This is a genomic window from Streptomyces sp. NPDC050263, assembly GCF_040655955.1.
GTDB lineage: Bacteria > Actinomycetota > Actinomycetes > Streptomycetales > Streptomycetaceae > Streptomyces.
This window is the reverse complement of the sequence record NZ_JBFAKW010000021.1, coordinates 15,145-34,850: the sequence shown is the minus strand read 5'-3', so window position 1 is coordinate 34,850 and position 19,706 is coordinate 15,145. Positions and strand designations below refer to the sequence as shown.

General features: G+C 70.6%; 19 protein-coding genes. 8 read left to right on the top strand and 11 right to left on the bottom strand.

The window, feature by feature from the left end:
• Positions 1 to 25 precede the first annotated feature (25 nt).
• The 4 genes from AB0J04_RS12820 to AB0J04_RS12805 all read left to right on the top strand — a co-directional run bounded on the left by AB0J04_RS12820 (position 26) and on the right by AB0J04_RS12805 (position 4,485).
• Entirely contained in the window at positions 26 to 874 is an 849-nt protein-coding gene (locus AB0J04_RS12820) for an NAD(P)-binding domain-containing protein (RefSeq protein ID WP_363168394.1), read from the top strand.
• A gap of 117 nt (positions 875 to 991) precedes the next feature.
• Positions 992 to 2,464, top strand: a complete 1,473-nt coding sequence (locus AB0J04_RS12815) for an aldehyde dehydrogenase family protein (RefSeq protein ID WP_363168393.1) — start codon at positions 992 to 994, stop codon at positions 2,462 to 2,464.
• Entirely contained in the window at positions 2,461 to 3,669 is a 1,209-nt protein-coding gene (locus tag AB0J04_RS12810; protein ID WP_363168392.1) for a CoA transferase, read from the top strand. Before AB0J04_RS12815 ends, AB0J04_RS12810 begins: the two co-directional genes overlap by 4 nt.
• Before the next feature lie 27 nt (positions 3,670 to 3,696).
• Positions 3,697 to 4,485 (top strand): enoyl-CoA hydratase/isomerase family protein, encoded by a 789-nt coding sequence (locus AB0J04_RS12805; protein WP_363168391.1) that lies wholly within the window; start codon positions 3,697 to 3,699, stop codon positions 4,483 to 4,485.
• Here AB0J04_RS12805 and AB0J04_RS12800 read toward each other — a convergent pair.
• The 5 genes from AB0J04_RS12800 to AB0J04_RS12780 all read right to left on the bottom strand — a co-directional run bounded on the left by AB0J04_RS12800 (position 4,473) and on the right by AB0J04_RS12780 (position 8,790).
• Positions 4,473 to 5,231: a glucose 1-dehydrogenase gene (locus AB0J04_RS12800; protein WP_363168390.1), complete on the bottom strand. Its 759-nt coding sequence runs from the start codon at positions 5,229 to 5,231 to the stop codon at positions 4,473 to 4,475. The two genes, AB0J04_RS12805 and AB0J04_RS12800, sit on opposite strands and share 13 nt — an antisense overlap.
• Before the next feature lie 14 nt (positions 5,232 to 5,245).
• Positions 5,246 to 6,178 (bottom strand): PaaX family transcriptional regulator C-terminal domain-containing protein, encoded by a 933-nt coding sequence (locus AB0J04_RS12795; protein WP_363168389.1) that lies wholly within the window; start codon positions 6,176 to 6,178, stop codon positions 5,246 to 5,248.
• A 35-nt stretch (positions 6,179 to 6,213) separates the two neighbouring features.
• Entirely contained in the window at positions 6,214 to 6,555 is a 342-nt protein-coding gene (locus AB0J04_RS12790) for a hypothetical protein (RefSeq protein WP_363168388.1), read from the bottom strand.
• The gene (locus AB0J04_RS12785; RefSeq protein WP_363168387.1) at positions 6,555 to 7,841 is read right to left on the bottom strand and encodes an aromatic ring-hydroxylating dioxygenase subunit alpha; all 1,287 of its coding nucleotides are present in this window, start codon (positions 7,839 to 7,841) and stop codon (positions 6,555 to 6,557) included. Before AB0J04_RS12785 ends, AB0J04_RS12790 begins: the two co-directional genes overlap by 1 nt.
• A 94-nt stretch (positions 7,842 to 7,935) precedes the next feature.
• Positions 7,936 to 8,790 carry an enoyl-CoA hydratase/isomerase family protein gene (locus tag AB0J04_RS12780; RefSeq protein WP_363168386.1) on the bottom strand — a complete coding sequence of 285 codons (855 nt, stop codon included), beginning with the start codon at positions 8,788 to 8,790 and terminating at the stop codon, positions 7,936 to 7,938.
• A 66-nt stretch (positions 8,791 to 8,856) separates the two neighbouring features.
• Between AB0J04_RS12780 and AB0J04_RS12775 the strand changes: the two genes are divergently transcribed.
• From AB0J04_RS12775 to AB0J04_RS12765, 3 genes are read left to right on the top strand one after another with little or no spacing between them, the layout of a single operon-like run.
• Positions 8,857 to 9,825 (top strand): TIGR03621 family F420-dependent LLM class oxidoreductase, encoded by a 969-nt coding sequence (locus AB0J04_RS12775; RefSeq protein WP_363168385.1) that lies wholly within the window; start codon positions 8,857 to 8,859, stop codon positions 9,823 to 9,825.
• Positions 9,826 to 9,835: 10 nt separating this feature from the next.
• Complete coding sequence (locus AB0J04_RS12770; protein ID WP_363168383.1) at positions 9,836 to 11,032, top strand: CoA transferase; 1,197 nt, start codon at positions 9,836 to 9,838, stop codon at positions 11,030 to 11,032.
• Positions 11,032 to 11,934, top strand: a complete 903-nt coding sequence (locus AB0J04_RS12765) for a CoA ester lyase (protein WP_363168382.1) — start codon at positions 11,032 to 11,034, stop codon at positions 11,932 to 11,934. The genes AB0J04_RS12770 and AB0J04_RS12765 overlap by 1 nt, the downstream gene beginning before the upstream one ends.
• Positions 11,935 to 12,136: 202 nt before the next feature.
• Here the strand turns inward: AB0J04_RS12765 and AB0J04_RS12760 are convergent, their stop codons facing one another.
• From AB0J04_RS12760 to AB0J04_RS12735, 6 genes are all read right to left on the bottom strand, one after another.
• A complete protein-coding gene (locus AB0J04_RS12760; RefSeq protein ID WP_363168381.1) occupies positions 12,137 to 12,625 on the bottom strand; it encodes a hypothetical protein in 489 nt (162 codons plus the stop codon).
• On the bottom strand, positions 12,622 to 13,326 hold the full coding sequence (locus AB0J04_RS12755; RefSeq protein ID WP_363168379.1) for an ABC transporter ATP-binding protein: 705 nt from the start codon (positions 13,324 to 13,326) through the stop codon (positions 12,622 to 12,624). Before AB0J04_RS12755 ends, AB0J04_RS12760 begins: the two co-directional genes overlap by 4 nt.
• A 5-nt stretch (positions 13,327 to 13,331) precedes the next feature.
• A complete protein-coding gene (locus AB0J04_RS12750; RefSeq protein WP_363168378.1) occupies positions 13,332 to 14,042 on the bottom strand; it encodes an ABC transporter ATP-binding protein in 711 nt (236 codons plus the stop codon).
• Entirely contained in the window at positions 14,023 to 16,137 is a 2,115-nt protein-coding gene (locus AB0J04_RS12745) for an ABC transporter permease (protein WP_363168377.1), read from the bottom strand. The genes AB0J04_RS12750 and AB0J04_RS12745 overlap by 20 nt, the downstream gene beginning before the upstream one ends.
• Before the next feature lie 525 nt (positions 16,138 to 16,662).
• Complete coding sequence (locus tag AB0J04_RS12740; RefSeq protein WP_363168376.1) at positions 16,663 to 17,265, bottom strand: TetR/AcrR family transcriptional regulator; 603 nt, start codon at positions 17,263 to 17,265, stop codon at positions 16,663 to 16,665.
• A gap of 130 nt (positions 17,266 to 17,395) precedes the next feature.
• Positions 17,396 to 18,778: an ABC transporter substrate-binding protein gene (locus AB0J04_RS12735; protein WP_363168375.1), complete on the bottom strand. Its 1,383-nt coding sequence runs from the start codon at positions 18,776 to 18,778 to the stop codon at positions 17,396 to 17,398.
• Positions 18,779 to 19,024: 246 nt separating this feature from the next.
• Here AB0J04_RS12735 and AB0J04_RS12730 point away from each other — a divergent pair, with 246 nt between their 5' ends.
• Positions 19,025 to 19,693 (top strand): TetR/AcrR family transcriptional regulator, encoded by a 669-nt coding sequence (locus tag AB0J04_RS12730; RefSeq protein WP_363168374.1) that lies wholly within the window; start codon positions 19,025 to 19,027, stop codon positions 19,691 to 19,693.
• The last annotated feature ends 13 nt before the right edge of the window (positions 19,694 to 19,706 follow it).

Here is a 19,706-nt window from a genome sequence, read left to right as displayed (position 1 = left end):
AGGAAACCCTTCCGTTGGAGGTCTTGTGACACACGCCGGATTCATCGGCCTGGGCAGTCAGGGCGCCCCCATGGCCCAGCGCATCCTGGACGCCGGGCTCCCCCTGACACTGTGGGCGCGCAGCCCGGCGTCCCTGAAGGCGTTCGCCGGCACGAGGGCCGAACTCGCCCCCACACCGGCCGAGTTGGCGGCCGTCTGCGATGTGGTGGGCGTGTGCGTGGTGGCGGACGCCGATGTCGAGGCGGTGGTCCTCGGTCCGTCCGGCGTCATGGCGGGTCTGCGCCCCGGCTCCGTGCTCGCCGTGCACAGCACCGTCCACCCCGACACCTGCCGCCGCCTGGGCGCGCTCGCCGCCGAGCGGGGCGCGCAGGTCGTGGATGCCCCGGTCAGCGGCGGCGGTCCGGCGGCGGCCGCGGGAAAGCTGCTCGTCATGGCGGGCGGCGACAGCGAGGCGGTGGAGCGCTGCCGCCCGGTCTTCGAGACGTACGGCGACCCTGTCGTGCACCTGGGGCCGCTCGGCGCGGGACAGGTCACCAAGCTCCTCAACAACACACTGTTCACCGCCAACTTCGGGATCGCCGCCAGCGCCCTGGCACTGGGGCGACAACTCGGCGTCGAGCCGGAGCGCTTCGCCGAGGTCGCGGGCCACGGCAGCGCCGCCAGCTTCGCGCTCGGCCGGCTCGCCGCGTCGGGCTGTGATCCGGCGCTCCTGGGCTCCAAGGCGGGCGGGCTGCTCGGCAAGGACGTCCGGCTGATGGGGGCCCTCGTCGACGGCGCCCCCGCCGAGGCGGTGCTCACACAGGCCCGTGTCGCCCTGGAGCGGATGGGCGCTCCGCTCGACGCACTCGACGCACTCGACGCCGGAAAGGAGTGACCCGTACCCATGTCACGGGATTTCGAGACGGATCCCCGAGCAGCAGAACCTGCCTGAACTCCCCTTTGCTTCATGACCGTTCACTTTCGCGGCAGCTTCGCAGGAGGCGCACAGCAGATGACCGACACAGCCCCCGACCGGCGGCTTCTGATAGACGGCCGACTCACCACCGCCACGACCACGTTCGCCTCCCTCAACCCGGCAACGGGCGCCGTCATCGGCCATGCCCCCGACGCGGGCCCCGCCGAGGCCGAGGCCGCCGTCGCCGCCGCCCGCCGGGCCTTCGACACCACCGCCTGGGCCACCGACCGCGACTTCCGCGCGCACTGTCTCGACCAGTTGCACCGCACACTCGTCGCGCACAAGGAGGAACTGCGGGCCCTGACCGTCGCGGAGGTCGGCGCCCCGTACCAACTCACCGCGGGCCCCCAACTGGAGGAGCCGATCGGCGTCGTCCGCTGGTACGCCGACCTGCTCCCGGCCTACGAGTTCAGCCGCGATCTCGGGGTCGTCGAGGCCCGCGGCGCGCGGCACCGCCGCTGGGTCGAGAAGGAGGCGGCCGGGGTGGTGTCGGCGATCATCCCGTACAACTACCCGAACCAGATCGCCCTGGGGAAGATCACCCCCGCCCTCGCCGCGGGCTGCACCGTCGTCCTCAAGGGCGCTCCGGACACCCCGCTGGTCACCCTGGCGCTCGGAGAACTGATCGCCGAGCACACCGACATCCCGGCCGGCGTCGTCAACATCCTGTCCTCCTCGGGCGCGGCGGCCGGCGAGGTGCTGACCACCCACCCGGACGTCGACGTGGTCACGTTCACCGGCTCGACCGCCACGGGACGGCGCATCATGGCCGCCGCGTCCGGAACGGTCAAACGCGTCTTCCTCGAACTCGGCGGCAAGTCCGCCATGGTGCTCCTCGACGACGCCGACTTCCAGACCGCGTCGATGACGGCGGCGTACATGTCCTGCAGCCACGCCGGGCAGGGCTGCGCGATCTGCACCCGCCTCCTGGTGCCACGTGAGCGGCATGACGAGGTCGTCGAGACGGTCGCGCAGGCCCTGTCCCGCATCCCGGTCGGCGACCCCACCGACCCGACCACGTACATGGGACCGCTCATCAGCGAGCGCCAGCGCGACAAGGTGGACGCCATGGTGCGGCGCGCCGTGGCCGACGGGGCGAAGCTGGTCTGCGGCGGCGAGCGGACGAACCCCGGCTTCTTCTACCGGCCCACGCTCCTGGCCGGGGTCGACCCGGACAGCGAGATCGCGCAGGAGGAGGTCTTCGGGCCGGTCCTGTCCGTCATCGCGTACGACGCCGAAGACAACCATGACGACGCCGCCGACGCCGTACGCATCGCCAACAACTCCGTCTACGGCCTGTCCGGTGCCGTGTTCTCCGCGTCCGAGGAGCGGGCGGTGAACGTGGCGCGGCGCATCCGCAGCGGCACGTTCAGCATCAACGGCGGCAACTACTTCGCACCGGACAGCCCCTTCGGCGGCTACAAGCAGTCGGGGGTCGGCCGCGAGTACGGGCTCGAAGGGCTCGCGGAGTTCCTGGAGACCAAGACGTTCGGGGCGGTGGCGAAGTGAAGCCTCTTGAGGGAATCAGGGTCATCGAGGTCGCGATGTACGGTTTCGTGCCCTCGGCCGGTGCCGTGCTCGCCGACTGGGGCGCGGACGTCGTCAAGATCGAGCACGCCGTGCACGGGGACCCGCAGCGCGGCCTGCGGCGCACGGGCGCCTTCGTCGTCGAGGAGGGCGACCCGAACCCCAACATCGAGCACGCCAACCGCGGAAAGCGCAGCCTGGGCCTGGACATCTCCAAACCGGAGGGCATGGCGGTGCTGCGCGAACTGGTCGCCGGCGCCGATGTGTTCCTGACCAGTTTCCTGCCCGCGGCGCGCCGCCGCTTCGGCATCGAGCCCGAGGACATCCGCACGATCAGGGCGGACATCGTGTACGCCCGCGGCAGCGCGTTCGGCCCCAGCGGTCCGGAGTCCGGCAAGGGCGGCTACGACATGACCGCCTTCTGGGCGCGTTCGTCGACGGCGGCCAGCATCACCCCGGAAGGCATGGAGGGCATACTCTCGCCGCCGGTGCCCGCGTACGGGGACACCATCTCCGGGACGAACCTCGCGGGCGGCGTCGCGGCCGCGCTGCTGCGCCGGGAGCGTACGGGCGAGGGCTCTGTCGTGGATGTGTCCCTGCTCGGCAGCGGCGTGTGGGCGATGGGGCACGGCATCGCCCTGGCCCGCGCGCAGAAGAAGCCGTGGGTGATGGCACGGCCGGGCGGCCCCAACGCGATGGCGAACCCGCTCAGCGGCATCTACCGCACGGCCGACGACCGGCATGTGTCCCTGGTGATGCTGCAGCCGCAGAAGTACTGGGCGGACGTGTGCCGGCACGTCGACCGGCCGGACCTCGCCGACGACCCGCGCTTCGCGACCGCCGAACTCATCGCCGAGCACGTGGAGGAGGGGGTGGAGCTGCTGCGCGAGGCCATCGCCGCCCGGCCGCTGGCGGAGTGGGCCGAACGCTTCGTCACCCTGTCCGGGCCCTGGGCTCCGGTGCAGGACTCCGTCCAGGTCGGCGACGACGTACAGGTGCGCGCCAACAAGTACGTCACACGGGCCGGGGACCTCGAACTGGCCGCGAGTCCCGTGCAGTTCGACACCGAACCACTCGACCTCGAACCCGCGCCGGAGTTCGCCGCCCACACCGAACAGATCCTGCTCGAACTCGGCATGGACTGGGAGCGCATCCTCGCCCTGAAGGAGGCGGGCGCGGTCACCTGAACACCACGCGAGATCGAAGGGGCGGGCGTGGAAGACGATCTGGGCACGGCCGGACTGCGCTTCGAACGGGACGGCGTCATCGCCTGGTGCCGCATCGACCGGCCGAAGGCGCGCAACGCGCTGACTCCGGCGATGTACTTCGGCATCAAGCGGGCGGTGCGCCTCGTCAACGCCGATCCGGAGCTGGCCGCGCTGATCATCACGGGCACGGGGGACGTGTTCGCTCCGGGCGGGGACCTGGGCGGCCGCTCCCAGGAGGGCGACGGCGCACCCCCGGACATCGGTCACGAGTTCCTTCCGTTCACCGCCATCCGGGAGAGCCGGGCCCCGGTGATCGCCGCCGTGAACGGCATCTGCCAGGCCGGCGGGCTGCTGATCGCGATGATGGCCGACATCGCGGTCGCCAGTGACCGGGCGACGTTCCGGGTGCCGGAGCTGCTGCGGGGCATCCCGGACGCCACGTTCGCGGCCGTCCTGCCCGCCCATGTGGGCGTGGCGGTCGCCCGTGACCTGCTCCTGTCGGCGCGCCGCTTCGACGCGGCCGAGGCTCGGCGCCTCGGCCTGATCGCACGCGTGGTGCCGCACGACACGCTGCGCGCGGCGGCCCTGGAGGCGGCCCGCGAGATCCTGCGGACCGCGCCGACGGCCCGGATGCACGTCAAGCGCATGCTCAACGAGCGGTACGGGGTCATCGACCACCAGACGATGTTCTGGGCGCTGGAGGAGTCGTCCGAACCACGCGAGGGCATGCGGGCGTTCATGGAGAAGCGGGACCCGAACTGGGTGCCGCGGGGAGGCCCGGGTCAGATGACGTAGCCGCCGTCGACCGGCAGCGCCACCCCCGTCACGAACGACGAGGCGTCGCCGGCGAGGAAGAGCACGGCGGCGGCCAGTTCGGACGGCAGGCCCCAGCGGTGCATGGGCTGGACCTTGAGCACCGTGTCGGGCGGTGGGAGGGGGTTGTCCGCGTCGGCCCCGGCGAGCCCGGTCCATGTCATGCCGGGGCAGACGGCGTTGACCCGGATGCCCTGGGTCGCGTAGTCGAGCGCGGCGCACTTGGTCAGCTGGACGACGCCGCCCTTGGCCGCCGCGTAGACGGAGTGCTTCTTCCAGCCGGTGAGGGCCGCGGAGGAGGCGGTGTTCACGATCGAGCCGCCTCCGGTGCGGAGCATGGAGGTGATTCCGTACTTCATGCCCAGGAAGACGCCTTTGAGGTTGACCGCGATCACGTCGTCGAAGGTGGCCTCGTCCTGTTCCGCGAGGGGTTTGCGGGGGCCGCCGAATCCGGCGTTGTTGAACAGCACGTCCAGACGGCCGAAGCGTTCCTCGGCCGCGCCGATCATGCGCCGGACGTCGGCGGCGACCGCCACGTCGACATCCACGGCCACGGCGGCGCCGTCCCCGATCTCCTTGGCGACAGCGTGCTGTTCGCCGCTGCGGTCGGCGCAGACGACCTTGGCGCCCTCCTCGGCGAACAGCAGGGCGGTGGCCCTGCCGATGCCCGATCCGGCGCCGGTGACGACGGCGACCTTCCCGGCGAGACTGCCCGCTGCACTGGTCATGGGACTCCTTGAGGTCAGTCGGTGGTACCCGCTCCCTGCGGAGACGTGGCGTGGGCCGTGGTGCGGTGGTTGGCCTGGCCGGCGAGGTCCGGGTCCTGCTCGGCGATGATCTGGCGGACCCGGACCTCGGCGAGCGGCCCCAACGTGTCGTAGATCTGGACGAACACGGCGCGCGCCCGATGGCCCGGCCAGTCGCCGGGCAGCAGGTTGGCGGGCAGTTCCGGGTCGGTGCTGACCATCCGCAGCCACTCCTCCTTGACCTCGATCCGCGCGGTCAGGGCTTCGGCGGAGCCCACCTGCCCGGCGGCCGTCCGGCTCGCGAGGTCGCCGTACCGCGAGATGAACCCGGTGTACGCGGCGCCGATGGCGTCCAGGTCCCAGGCGGTCAGCGGGTCGCCGTCGCCCTGGGTGTGGGTGAGGGTGGAGCGCAGCACGGTGGCGCTGCGCACACCGACGCTTTCCAGGAGTTCGGCGGTCTGTTCGTGGTCGGCGCGCGGCGACATCCATACGCCGTCGAACACGGCGGCGTAGCCGAGGAAACGCAGCCGCTGGCGGATGACGTGGCGCAGGTCGCGCTGTTCGTCGGGGACGGAGAAGACCACAGTGGTCCACAGGCCGTCCCAGGGCCGGTCCGGAGCACCGAACTCCATCATGCGCCGCTGCGTCTGTTCCAGGACGCGAGCGGTGCCCGGGGTCATCCGGTAGTACGTGCGTCGTCCGCGCTTGTCCGCCTCCAGAACCCCCCGGCGCGCAAGCCGGCCGATGGCCGCACGTGCGCTGACCGGGGTGATGCCGAAGTCGCCCAGGAGCACCACCAGGGCGGCGGACGGCAGGGGTTCGCCGGTCGCGGACCAGTGGTCGGTGAACAGGCCGAGAATCAGATGCTGGGGGTTGGCGCCGACCTGGGCCCGCGGCAGGTCGACATCGGCGAGTGTCTGCGCGTTCATCCGCGTGAGCGTAGCCGCGCCGCTGCGGGCCCTGCTCACACGGCTGGTTCGACGAGGGTGTCGAAGAACGCCGCGCCCGCGTCGGGGATGCTCGGCTGCTCGAACACGTTGACCGCGTACGAGACGAGGATCAACGAGAACAACAGGCGCAGCAGCCGCAGTTCGGGCTCGGGCAGGGCGTCCAGGTCCAGGCCGTCGAGGTGCGCGATGGCCTCCTCGGCACGCGGCGCGATCGCGTCGTAGAACGCGCCGAGTTCCGTCATGTTCTTCGCCAGGCGCATGTCGTAGCGCTCCTGGCGGGTGGGCTTCGCCCAGTCGGCGACGTACGGTTCGAGCTCGGTGAATCCCGCGGGCAGGAGCCGTTCGGTGGTGGTCATCACGCCTCCTTGTGAGCGGCGACGGTGTCGCGGACGGTCTTGTGGAAGTGCCGGATGAGGAGCTCCTGGTCGCTGAGGTGGAACTCCGTGTTGGCGCGGCTCTTGAGGCCGGAGTGGGTGGCCTCGATGGTGTTCACGTCCTGCATGGCGAACTCGATGGTGCTGTCGACGACGAGTTCCTGCGCCAGGCGGTCCTGGGCGTTCTTCGGCGGCACGAAGTACAGGTCGATGTCGTAGATGTGCGAGTCGACGCTCTCGGGCCAGTACGTGTACGTGATGTAGAAGCCGCGGGCCCAGATCTGCACGGAGAGGTTGGGGAAGAGCCAGAACTGGTCGTTGCCCCAGGACTTGATCCGCCCCTTGTTCAGGAACTCGGGCAGCGGGCCGAGGTCGGGCACGTCGTCGGGGCCGAACAGGCCGGCGCGGAAGAGGCGGTAGACCCACTTCTGGTCGTTGGACGCGGGGCCGAGCGCGCCGGGCTCGCGGGGCGGCAGCGGCGGCGGTCCCGGCACGGAGGTGAGCATGTGCGGGGTGAACAGGTCGTAGTGGTAGGAGTCGACGGGCGGCACCATCTTCTCGGCCTTGGCGACGTCCTTGTCGATGAACCGGGCGTGCACGTACGGCGGGTGGTACCACTCGCACACCGAGTCCACGGCGAGCTTCCAGTTCCCCTTGATGTGGGCGCGGAAGCCGTAGCGCTGCGTCATCTTCTCGAACGGGTACTGCTCCAGTTCGAGGAGGCGCTCGCCGAGGTAGCTGCGCAGCGGCACCGGGTCTTCGGCGAGGTTCACGAACACGAACCCGGCGAACTCCTCGCAGTGCACCGCCGGCATCCGCAGCCGCTTCTTGTCGAGGTCGAAGAACTCCTGCTCGTTCGTGACGTGCGTGACCTGCCCGTCGAGTCCGTAGCGCCAGCCGTGGTACTTGCAGTGGAACTGCCGGCACAGGCCCGCGCTCTCCTCCTGCGGATGCTCCTGCCAGACGACCTTGTTGCCGCGGTGCGCGCAGACGTTGTGGAACGCGTGCACCTGGCCGTCGGCGCCGCGGGTCACCACGAGCGAGGCGAGGCCGCCGGGGAGTTCCCGGGTGAAGTACGCGCCGCGCCGCTCCACCTGCTCGGAGCGGCCGACGTAGAGCCAGGACCGCTCGAAGACCGCCGCGCGCTCCGCCTCGAAGAACTCGGGCGATATGCAGTCCTCGTACGAGACCGGCCCGGTGCCGAGCTCCGGGTAGTCCGGCGTGAACTTGCCTTTGCCGGTGGCCAGTCGTTCCTGAAGTTCCGTCATGGACCATGCCCTCTCGGTTCGATCGTCACCGTGCATCAACATTATTCAGTTTCATGCCGATGCGCCATAAAGCTGTCGTCTATTTGTGAACCGCTCAGGTCCACGGCTCGTCGTCGTAGGCCCGGTCGAGGGGGGCCATGCCACCACCGAACGGGAAGAACTCCTGCTGGGCGTACGTCTCACGGCCGAGTCCGTGGCCGAGTTCGTCGAGGAAGGCACGCTTGAGGTTCTGCGTGAAGAGCTGCCGGGTGTAGCGCAGGACCAGGTACGGGCGCTTGGCGAGCTCGCGCGCCAGCTCCCAGGCCCGGTCCAGAACCGCGTCCTTGGCGTGCACCTCGGCGACCGCGCCCCACTCCCTGGCCTCCTGTGCGCCGAGCTTCTTGCCGGTCAGGAGCAGATAGCTGGCGCGCTGGCGGCCGACCAGGAAGGGCCAGATGACGTGCTGCCCGTCGCCCGGGACCTGACCGCGCGGAAAGTGCGACACGTCCTGGAAGTACGCGTCCTCGGAGGCCAGCACGATGTCACCCATCAGCGGGACCTCGGAGTGGATGTTGCACGGGCCGTTGACCACACTGATCATCGGGACGTCGACGTCGAGGACGTTCCACATCAGGTTGCGGTTGTACCAGGCCTTCTCGTCGAGTTTGCGCAGTCCGCGGACGCCCGGCATGGCGTCGTACATCGGCGTCTCGGGCAGTTCGCCGTTCGGCAACCGGCCCCAGTCCGCGTTGTAGTTGGCTCCCGTGCCGGTGTGGATGAGCACCTTGATCTCGCGGTCTCCCGCCACGTCGGCGAAGGCGTCGGCCATGTCGTCGTGCGCCTTCCAGTCCCACACCAGGCTCTCGCCCTCGGTGTGGCACTGCATCAACAGAATCCCCTCCTCGCTCAGTTCGAAGCGGTAGTTGCGGTACCGGTCCTGGTACTCGGCGAAGCGTGCGCGCTTGACCACGGCGTCCTCCCGTTCGTCGCCGCCAGGGCATGGCGCCCCAACTGCAGGACAGTTATCTTGAGTTGCGTGACAAGTCTGCAGCCATTTAGGTTCGCCGTCCAGGCGACGAAGGCAACATCCGCGAAGGAATGGCGCGACACCGCGCGCTCCGTGCAGGATCTCGGCTACAGCACGCTCTTTCTGGCCGACCACTACCTCGGCCCGGGTCCCGCACAGCGCGAGGCCCGTTGGCCGGCGCAGCATCTGGCGCCCGTGGCCGCGCTGGCCACGGCCGCGGCGGTGACGGACACGCTCCGGGTCGGCTGCCGGGTGTTCTGCGTCGACTACCACGTGCCGGGCGTCCTCGCGAAGGAGGCCGCGACGATCGACCTGCTCTCCGACGGACGCCTCGAATTCGGCATCGGCGCCGGCTGGAGCGAGCCCGAATACCACGCCATGGGCCTGGAGTTCGCGTCCGCGGGGCGGCGCGTGGACAAGCTCAGCGAGGTCGTCGCGCTGGTCAAGGCCCAGTGGGGCGGTGAGCCGCTGGAGCTGAGGGGCGAGCATGTGACCGCGGTCGGCCACTCGGGGCTGCCGCTGCCGGTGCAGCGCCCGCGTCCGCCGATCATGATCGGCGGCTCCCGGCGCCGCGTCCTGTCGTTGGCGGCGCGCGAGGCCGACATCGTCAGCCTCGCGAACGTGCCGTTCGACGCCCGCAACGACGCGGGCCGCGCGCCCACCGAGGAGGCCGAGCACCGTTACGGCCTGGTGCGGGACGCGGCGGGGAGGCGCATCTCGGTCCTGGAGGTGGAGAGTTCGCCGTTCTTCGCCAGGATCACCGACGACGCCGCGTCCACCGCCGAACGCGTCGCGCGCACCCTGGGCGTTTCGCCCGACGGCCTGCTCGACCACCCGAACGTGCTGATCGGCACGCAGGACGAGGTGGTCGACCGCCTCCGGGAACGACGCGAACGGTTCGGGGCCAACTACATCACCGTGCAGCAGAACGAGGCGGAGCGCTTCGCGCCCGTCGTCGCGCGGCTCACCGGGAACTGAGGAGGCGACCATGACCCAAGGTCCTCTGCACGGTCTGCGCGTGGTGGAGATCGCCACCCTCGCCGCGGGCCCCACCGTGGCGACGACGCTCGGCGAGTTCGGCGCGGAGGTCGTCAAGGTGGAACAGCCGGGTTCCGGCGACCCGATGCGCACCTGGGGCGACCGCCGAGACGGCATCGGCCTGCTGTGGAAGAGCATCGGCCGCAACAAGCGGTGCACGACGCTCGACCTGCGCACCCCCGCGGGCCAGGACCTCCTGCATCGGCTCCTGGAGGTGAGCGACGTCCTGGTGGCGGGCAACAGGCCCAGCGCGCTGGCCCGTTGGGGTCTGGACTACGAGTCCGTCCACGCGGCACACCCGCACATCGTGATGGCCCACATCACCGGTTACGGGGCCGGCGGCCCGAAGAGCGACCGCCCCGGCTACGGCACGCTCGCCGAGGCGATGAGCGGCTTCGCGCACCAGACGGGCCAGGCGGACGGACCGCCCACGCTGCCGCCGTTCATGCTCGCCGACGGGGTGGCCGGCATCGCGGCGACGTACGCCGTGATGATGGCGCTCTACCACCGTGACGTGCACGGGGCGCAAGGGCAGCTGGTCGACGTCAGCCTCGTCGAACCGCTCACCCGGCTCCTGGAGTCCGCAACGCTGGCGTACGACCAGCTCGGCGTGGTCAAGGGCAGGTCGGGCAACATGCTGCCGGCCAGCGCCCCGCGCAACACCTACCGCACCGCCGACGGCCGGTGGCTGGCCGTGTCCAGCGCCTCACCCAGCATCGCCGCGCGCGTCTTCCGTGCCGTCGGCCGCGCGGACATGGCGGAGAACCCCGCATACATGGACCCCGTACGGCGTCAGGAGCGGGCGGCCGAGGTCGACGAGGCAGTGGCGGAGTGGGTCGGCCGCCACACGCTGGACGAGGCGCTGACCACGTTCGAGGCGGCCGAGGCGACCGCGGCCGCGGTGTACGACGCCCCGGCGCTGCTCGCGGACGAACACCTGCGGGCCCGCGGGACGTTTCTCCAGGTCCCGGACCCCGACTTCGAACAGGTCACCGTCCAGGCGCCGGTGGCCCGCCTGAGCGAGACCCCGGGCCGCGTCGGCCACCTCGGAAGAGGGCTGGGCGCCGACAACGACGCCGTCTACGGAGGACTGCTCGGCCTCTCCCCGGACAAGCTCGACGAACTGCGCGCCGAAGGGACGATCTGATGGGTACGCACACACACCGGCCCCGCCGCTCCGAACTGGCCACGCCCGCGAGCAGCGAACGCATGTGCGCCAGGGCCCCGTCCTCCGGCGCCGATCTGGTCTTCCTCGACCTGGAGGACGCGTGTGCGCCCGCGGTCAAGGAATCCGCCCGGGCCATCGCCGTCACGGCCCTCACCGAACAGGACTGGGGCACCACGCTGCGCGCGGTCCGCGTGAACGGCCTGGACACCCCCTGGTGCCACGACGACCTCATCGAGGTCGTCACGGGGGCACGGGACGCGCTGGACGTGGTGATCGTGCCGAAGGTGCGGACCGCGCGTGACGTCTGGTGGGTCGACGTCCTGCTCTCCCAGCTGGAGCAGAAGCTGCGCCTGCGCCGGCGGATCGCCCTGGAGGTGCTCATCGAGGAGGCGGAAGGGCTCGCGAACGCCCTGGAGATCGCCCGCGCCAGCCCCCGCGTGGAGGCGCTGATCTTCGGTGCGGGTGACCTCTCGGTCTCCCTCCGGGCCCGCGTCGACGGCAACTTCGACCCGCTCGGCCCTTATCCGGGCGACTTCTGGCACTTCGCCCGCGCCCAGGTGCTCACCGCGGCCCGGGCCGCCGGCATCGCCGCCGTCGACGCGCCGTTCCCGGCGTACGGCGAACCGGACGCCTACCGCGCGTCCGCCGGACAGGCCGCCCTGCTCGGCTTCGACGGCAAGTGGGCCATCCATCCCAGTCAAGTCCCCTTGGCCAACGAGGTGTTCACGCCGACCAAGGCGGAGGTCGCCGCCGCCGAGGACATCATCGCGCGCTACCGCAGCGCCGAGGCCGAGGGCACGGGCGCGATCGGACACGACGGCCGCCTCGTGGACGCGGCACACATCAAGCTGGCGACGAATGTGCTCGACCGGGCGAGGTAGCGCCGACCGGGCGAGGTAGCGCCGACCGGCCGGGTGACCGGCCACGACGCCGGTTCAAGAACAACGCATCCGGATTCATGTTCACCTCCGGGACCACCGGAGTCCGGCGGTCGACGGCGGGTACACGGTCCGAGCGTACGTACCGGGGGCGCTGACGCGCCGCGCCCCCGTTCAGCGCCCCGGGACTGCTGCCGTGGAGGTCTCAGGGACGCGGAGCCACCTTGACCCCGTCCACCTTCGTGCCGTCCGCCTTCGTGCCGTCCGCCTTGACCCCGTCCACGTCCGTGCCGTCCGCGAGCCGGTCCCCCAGGGCCGACAGGTCGTAGGACTGGCGGGCCAGCCAGAACCGCAGGAACCCGGTGAGCGAGTAGCGCAGGTACACCACGCCGCCCACGACCGCGCACACCACTCCCGTCAGGCCGATGGCGAGCGCGTCACGCTGGGCGAGGGGATCGTCGGTGGCGTGCGCGAGGGGGTAGGCGAGCACGCCCAGGACGAGGCCCGCGAGGAGCAGGACGCCGCCCGCCCGCAGCCACAGGCCGTGGCGGGCGGCGGCCGGGTCGGGAATCTTCAGTGCGGCCAGGTCTCGGACGAACCGGTCGGCGCGGTGAGGCGTCTCGTCGGTGGAGGCGGAGGCGGAGGCGGACGTAGAGGTTGACGTGGCGGTGGAGGTGGCGGATTGCGGTGTCATGCGGCACTCCCCAGGTAGTAGGAGGACAGTTCGGCGTGCAGGGAGTTGTCGGGGTGGCCCTGCCACTGGACGCTGCCACGCACCAGGACGGCCGCATGGTCGGCGATCTTGAGGACAGCGGTGGCGAACTGCTCGACGACCAGGATCGCGACGCCCTGCCGGGCCAGTTCCGCGACGTGTTCGTACAGCTGCCCGACGACCAGTGGGGCGAGCCCCATGGACAGTTCGTCCAGGAGCAGCACGGCGGGGTCGGTGGCCAGACCGCGGGCGAGTGCGAGCATCTGTTGCTCTCCGCCGGAGAGGGTGCCGGCCGCCTGGCGCGTGCGCTCGCCGAGAACCGGGAAGCGCGCGTAGGCGATCTCCTCGATCTCGGCCCGGTCGCGGCCGGTGAAGGTCATCATGCGGAGGTTGTCGCGCACGGAGAGGTTGGGGAAGATGCCCCGCCCCTCCGGGATCAGGCAGACCCCGCTCCGGGCGAGATCCCGCGGGTGGGCGCCTGTGACGTCGCGGCCCCCGAGCAGCAGGCTCCCGGCGCTGGGCAGATGGGCTCCGGCCGCCACGTTCAGGGTTGTCGTCTTGCCGGCGCCGTTGGGTCCGAGCAACGCGACGACCTGTCCCGCGGCGACGCTCAGGTCGACGCCGTGCAGCACGGTGATGCGGTCGTAGGCGGCTTGGACCCCGCGTAGTTCGAGCAAGGGCATACTGCTCAGGCCTCCCCCAGATAGGCGGCCAGGACCGTCTGGTCCTGCTGGATGTCCGCGGGCGGCCCGCAGGCCACGATCTTGCCGAGGTCGAGGACGTACACCTGGTCGCAGACGCTCATCACCAGGCCCATGTCGTGTTCGACGAGGACGACCGCGCAGCCGTCGGCGGCGACGTCGCGCAGCAGGGCGGCGAACCCGCGGGTCTCGTCGGCGTCCTGTCCCGCGGCGGGTTCGTCGAGGAGGAGGACGCGGGGCCGTCCGGCCAGGGCCCGGCCGACTTCCAGGAGGCGGGCGGCGCCGGTGGGCAGCGCGTCGGCGGCGGTGTCGGCAACGGCGGCCAGGCCGATGGATTCCAGGACGCGGTCGGCGGTACGGGCCGACTCGCGTCCGTGGGAACCGAGTTCGGCGGCGACGAGGAGGTTGTCGCGGACGGTGAGCCGCCCGAACAGTTCCAGGCGCTGGAAGGTACGGGCCATGCCGCGCCGGGCGCGCTGGGCGGGGGTGGCGCGGGTGATGTCCTCGCCGTCGAGGGTGACGACGCCCGACTGGGGCCTGCGCAGTCCGGAGACGACGTCGAACAGGGTGGATTTTCCTGCCCCGTTGGGGCCGATGAGGCCGGTGATGCGGCCTGCCTCGGCTTCGAATCCGGCGTCGTCCAGGGCCCGGTTCCCGCCGAACACGACGGTCACGCCGTCAGCTCGCAGCGATACCACGGGCGATCACCTCCCGGTCCTGGGTCCGCCACGGCCGGCGGATGCCCCACCATTCGACGGGGTCGGGTTCGAGGCGCGGTCCGGCCTGCCGTGCGGCGGCCCGGACGCGCAGTGCGGTCGCGGCGACGGTCGCGGTGACGAGGAACAGCGCGCCGCCGATCAGGTGGGCCGCGTACAGGGCCCACAGCAGGGCGAGCACGGCTCCGGCGACGGGGAACAGCAGCCGGTCGCGCGCCAGCACGGTCCATTCGCCGCGCATCTGCGGCACGATGCCGCCGGGGCTCTGCGCGAGGCCCATTCCGGCGAGTGCGATCAGCAGGGTCGACGCGTCGTGGGCCCAGTCGCCGAAGTGGCCGAGCAGTTGGGGCGGCACCAGGTACGACACGCCGGTGAACAGGCCGGTGCCGACCGCGCCGAGGCCGCCGATGACGGCGATCAGGAACACCGGCAGGTTCGCGACCAGGTTGAACTGCTCTGCGGTGATCGTGCGTTGGACCATGCCGTACAGGGCCCCGCCGAGTCCGGCGATCGCGGCGGACAGCGCGAACACGGCGACCTTGGCAGCCAGCGGTCTGCCTCCGAGCGTGGCGTAGGCGGCCTCGCTGTCTCGCAGTGCGATCAGCGCGCGGCCGAATCTGCCGCGCCTCAGCCAGGCCACGGCGAGCGACATCAGGGCGAGCATGACGGCGGAGAACAGCAGGAGTTCGCGATCCGATGCGAGCTGCCAGCCGAAGAGAACGGGCCCGTGCACCTCGACGGAGCCCTGGTCGAACAGGGCGACGCGGACACCGAGGATCTCGAAGGACGGCAGGGTGAACACCCATCGGTCGAGGACGACGGCGAACGCGGCGGTGCCCAGAGCGAGATAGATGCCGGACAGCCGCAGCGCGGGCACCGCGATGAGAGCGCCGACCGCGGCGGCGACCAGCACCGCGACCGGCAGCGCCCACAACTGCCCCTGCCCGCCGAGGTGCCCCCACACGATCGCGCCGATGCCGGCGATGCTCAGCTGGCACAGCGAGATCTGCCCCGCGTATCCGGCCAGCGGCACGTAGGAGAGGGCGACGACACCGAGCGCGAACAGCGGCCCGTACGAGATGAGTCCCTCGCTGTCCAGGACGGTCACCAGGAACACGGCGAACAGCAGCACGCTTCCGGCGAACACAAGCGTTCCTCGCGCGGTGGGCAGCGGCACCTGGACGAGGCGCCGCTCACGGCCCCGGAGCCGCCGGTGCGGGAAGACGATCAGCGCGAGGAGGAGCAGCAGGGCGGGGGCGGCCAGGCGCAGCCCCGGCAGATAGTCGTTCTGCGGAAGATAGCCGGTGAGGAAGCTCTCCAGGCAGCCGACCACGAGCGCGCCGAGGAAGGTGAGCGGCAGGCTGCGCAGGCGACCGAAGACGGCGGCGGTGTACGCGGAGACGATGAGGAGGGAGAGCTGCTGGGCGTCGAGGGCGACAGTCGGCGCGATCAGAATGCCGCCGATGGCGGCGAGTTGGGTACCGAGCACCCAGGCGAGCCGGGCGGCGCGCTGCGGCGACGCCCCGGTGAGCCCGGCGAGCGCACGGTCGTCGACGCAGGCCCGCATCTCGGTGCCGGCGCGGGTGTGGGCAAGAAGGAACCAGAGCCCCGCCGCGACGAGCACGGCGACGACCAGAGTGATGATCTGGTGCCCGGTGACCGCGGCGGGGCCGAGGTGGACGGCCGGCTCGTCGACGAAGAAGGGGCGCAGCGGCCGGGCGACGCTGGGGTTCCAGATCCAGCGGGCCACGGAGATGCAGCCGGTGAGCAGGGCCACGGCCATCACGAGCCGCTCCGCCTCCCCGAGCGACTGCACGGGACGCATCAGGACCCGCTCGACGAGCAGCCCGAAGCCGGGCGCGAGCACGAGGAGCACGAAGGCGAGGGCGAGCGGCACCGGCCACCCCCAGCCGAACGCCAACTGCCAGTAGGCGAAGGCGGAGAGCATGCCGGCCGCGCCGTGCGCGAAGTTGAACACGCCGGCGGTCGTGTACGTCAGGACGAGGCCGCTGCCGACGATCGCGTAGATCGCGGCGCTGGTCAGGCCGACCACGCCGAAGGTGAGGAACTGTTCCATCAGGCGACCGTCCCTGCTCGGACGGGCCACGCGGCGAGCCCGGCTGCGGATGACACCTGTATCGCGGGATTCACGGGATTCACGGGATTTCCTCCTCGGTGCTCTCCCCCGTCCCCGCGTGAGCGGGGTGTGGTGGGCGCCTCCCAGGGGTGGAAACTAACTTCTCATTGACGGAGAATCAACCATCCGGACACGGGATGTCACATATCCGTTCCGAACTCGCGGCACTCCGTGATATCTCGTGGCACCTCGTGACACCCGAATCAGGATGGGCGGCACCGCCGTTGACCCCACGACACTCGGAGCCGGGCAGCAGAACGTACGACGACCTGGCCGAGATCCGGCAGACGCTCGCCCGCTACGCCGTCGCCATGACACAGGGCGACACGGACCGCACCCTCGCCGTCTTCACCCCGGACGGCTCCTCACGGAGCGCGGCGAGCCGGTCGCCTCGTACGCGCGGGACGCGCTGTTGCGGTTCGGGCGGCCGTGACATGTACCCCCTGGCGCTCGTACCCCCTGGCGCTACCCCTTCGCCGCGGGCATCGGCGAGGGGGGCGGGGCCGGCTGGGTGCCGAGCAGCAGCACCGCCAGCGCGTCGCGCACGGTGTCCTGGTAGCGCTCGTCGTCGCGATCGACCACCCACTGCTGCTGTATGCCTTCGAAGAGAGCCATCAGGGCGGTGGCCGCGGTGCTGGGCGTCAGACCGCTCGGCAGCCGCTCGCCGAAGCGTCCCGCAAGGTCCTCGGTGATCGTCTCGATCAGCTCGCGGTACCGTTCGCGCGCGAACCCACGGGCCGGCTCCTGCCCGGTGGCGGCCTCCGCCATCACCACGCTGTGCACCTGGGCGAGCGAGGGCATGCCCTGGTCGAAGGCGAGCGCCTCCGCCAACCTGGCCGGCATGTCGGGGTCGTCCCAGTCGGAGTGCATGTGCTGGCGGTTGAGGTCATCGCGCAGGTGCAGCAGGGCGAACAGCAGACGCTTCCTGCTCGGGTAGTAGTGCAGCACACCCTGCCGGGTCAGCCCCGCGCGCTCCGCCACCGCGTCGATCGACGCTCCGCGGTAGCCGCGCTCGGCGAACACCTCCAACGCCGCCCGGAGTATCTCCTCACGCCGCGCCGAGACCATCGCCCCACCCACCTTCTGCCGTAAGGAACGTTCCCGCGCTGTCACCCTACGTACGTGCCGTGCGGTGCGGGAGGGGTGCGGCCCGGCACGGAGGGGTTCGCCTCCGTGCCGGGCCGCCGGCGAGGGCGCCTCACTTGAGATCCGACATCGACTTCCCGACGTCGGCGAGCGTGACGGGCTTGGTGTACTTGCCCTTGTACTTCAGCGTCGGTGCGTCACAGCGGTAGGCGCCGTCGTCCGGCTCGAAGTCGGCCGGCTTCCAGCCCTCGGGGGTCGCCTCGACGATGGAGTAGCACTTGCCCGGCCGGTGCGCATGGGACAGGTCGAACGGCGCCTGGATCCCGCCCGCCGTCCAGTCGGTGATTTTGGTGGCGTTGTCGTAGACGCACTTGCGGGTCAGTTCGGCGCAGTCGCGGGCCGAGGTGGCGAACAGCAGCCAGGCGGAGAAGGCGCGCAGCGACAGGTAGCTGACCGATGCGTCCGGCGCGTACTCGGCGTACAGCTGCTTGATCCTGTCCACGGCGGGCGACGACGTCTCCAGGGGGTGCGTGCCGAAGAGTTCGGCGTAGTTGTGCTGGGTGCCCAGGGCCGCTCCGGCGAGCTTCAGGAAGGGGGCGCCGTAGGAGTTGCTGTTGGAGTCGATCCAGTCGAGGGCGTAGTCGAGGCTGGTGAGGGACTGCTCCAGCTTGGCCAGGGAGCTGAAGTCGCCGAGGAAGACGAGGCCCTTGACCTTCTTGTTCTTGATGGACTGTGCGTACGCCGTCCAGTCCGAGACTCCGGTGGCGGGGTAGAGCTCGGTGTAGGAGACCTTGCCGCCGAGTTGGGCGATGGACTCCTTGAACTGCTCGGACATCGTCTTGGTGACCGGGCTGTCACCGGAGATGATGCCGACGTCCTTGGCCGACGCCGGGTACTTCTCGGTCAACAGCCACTTGTAGAGACCGGCGTACTGGAAGTAGTCCGCGTACGGTCCCGAGGCGATCACCTGGAGGTCGGAGCCGACGGCGGGCGCCATGCTCGACTGGGCGGCGAAGGCGGGGAGCAGGCAGTTCACCCGGTCTTCGGCACCGAGACCGTCGAGCCCGGTCGCCCCGCCGACCAGCGCGAAGTCCTCCTTGCAGGCCTGCTGCATCCGCTGGCGCACCTCGGTGCCCTTCGCGTCGTGGATGACGGGGGTGAGTTTGCGCCCGTTGATGCCGCCGTTGTCGTTGCACCAGGAGGTGAACACCTTGGCGGCGTCCACGAAGTCGGGGATCCTGCTGAAGCTGACGTCGGTGAAGACGCCGGTCTTGATGTCGTCGGCGGTGACGCCCTGTGCGCCCCCGGCCCCGGCCTCACCCCTGCCGCACACGTCCTTCAGCGTCCCGAAGTCCGCACCACCGGCCATCGGCGACGCGCCCGCCGTGGCGGGCGCCGTCTCCTCGGCGCCGGCGTTCTTCGAGTCCGAGCGGGTGGAACATCCTGCGAGCAGCACCGCGAGCACGGTGACCACGCCGATGAGTAGCCTTCGCAACGGTCCTCCTCAGGGGGTGTACCTCGACTGGTGTACCTCGGCTTCCGGCGGAAACTACATTCTCCATTGCAGCGAAGCAACTATTCAGACAAGAGAATCTAGATTGATCTATTCGCATTGGATTCTCACCAAACAGGGAGAACAGTCCCTTCCGACGTAAGCGATCATGGCTCTCTTCCCCTGCGGTGGGTGATTCGGTAGGGGGATGACCCGCGCTTTTCACATGCGTGGAGTATCGTTCTCCAGATGGACGCCGTCCCCGACGAACCCACCCCGCCCGCCTGGCGTCAACGCGCCGTCGATCGGTCCACCCGTGCCGCCAAGCTCCGCGCCGAGCAGCGGATCCAGCGCTTTCTGGACGGGGCCCAAGAGCTGATCGCCGAGAAGGGGACCACCGACTTCACCGTGCAGGAGGTGGTCGAGCGCTCGAAGCAGTCGTTGCGCAGCTTCTACCAGCACTTCGACGGCAAACACGAGCTCCTGCTCGCCCTGTTCGAAGACTCGCTGTCGCGGTGTGCCGAGGAGATCCGCAAGGCCACCGCCGCCAAGAAGAAGCCGCTGGAGCGGCTCCGGGTCGCGGTGGAGCTGCTCTACAAGGAGTCGCAGCCGCGCCCGAACGAGCAGAGCGCACTGTTCACCGACTTCGCCATGCAACTGCTCGCGTCCCACCCCGCCCAAGTGACCGCGGCCCACGTCCCGCTGCTCGACGTGTTCACCCAACTGGTCGAACAGGCCGTCGAGTCGGGGGACGCGCACACGGCCAAGCCGCGCCGGCTCGCCGCCCTCCTGATGCAGACCGCGATGTTCACCGCCCAGACTCCGGGTGTCCCGGCCGACGGCAACTCCACCCCCGTCACCGCCAAGGAGGTCTGGGAGTTCTGCCTGGGCGGACTGGTCGGCGCCGGCGTCAAGTAGTCCCGAGAGTCGG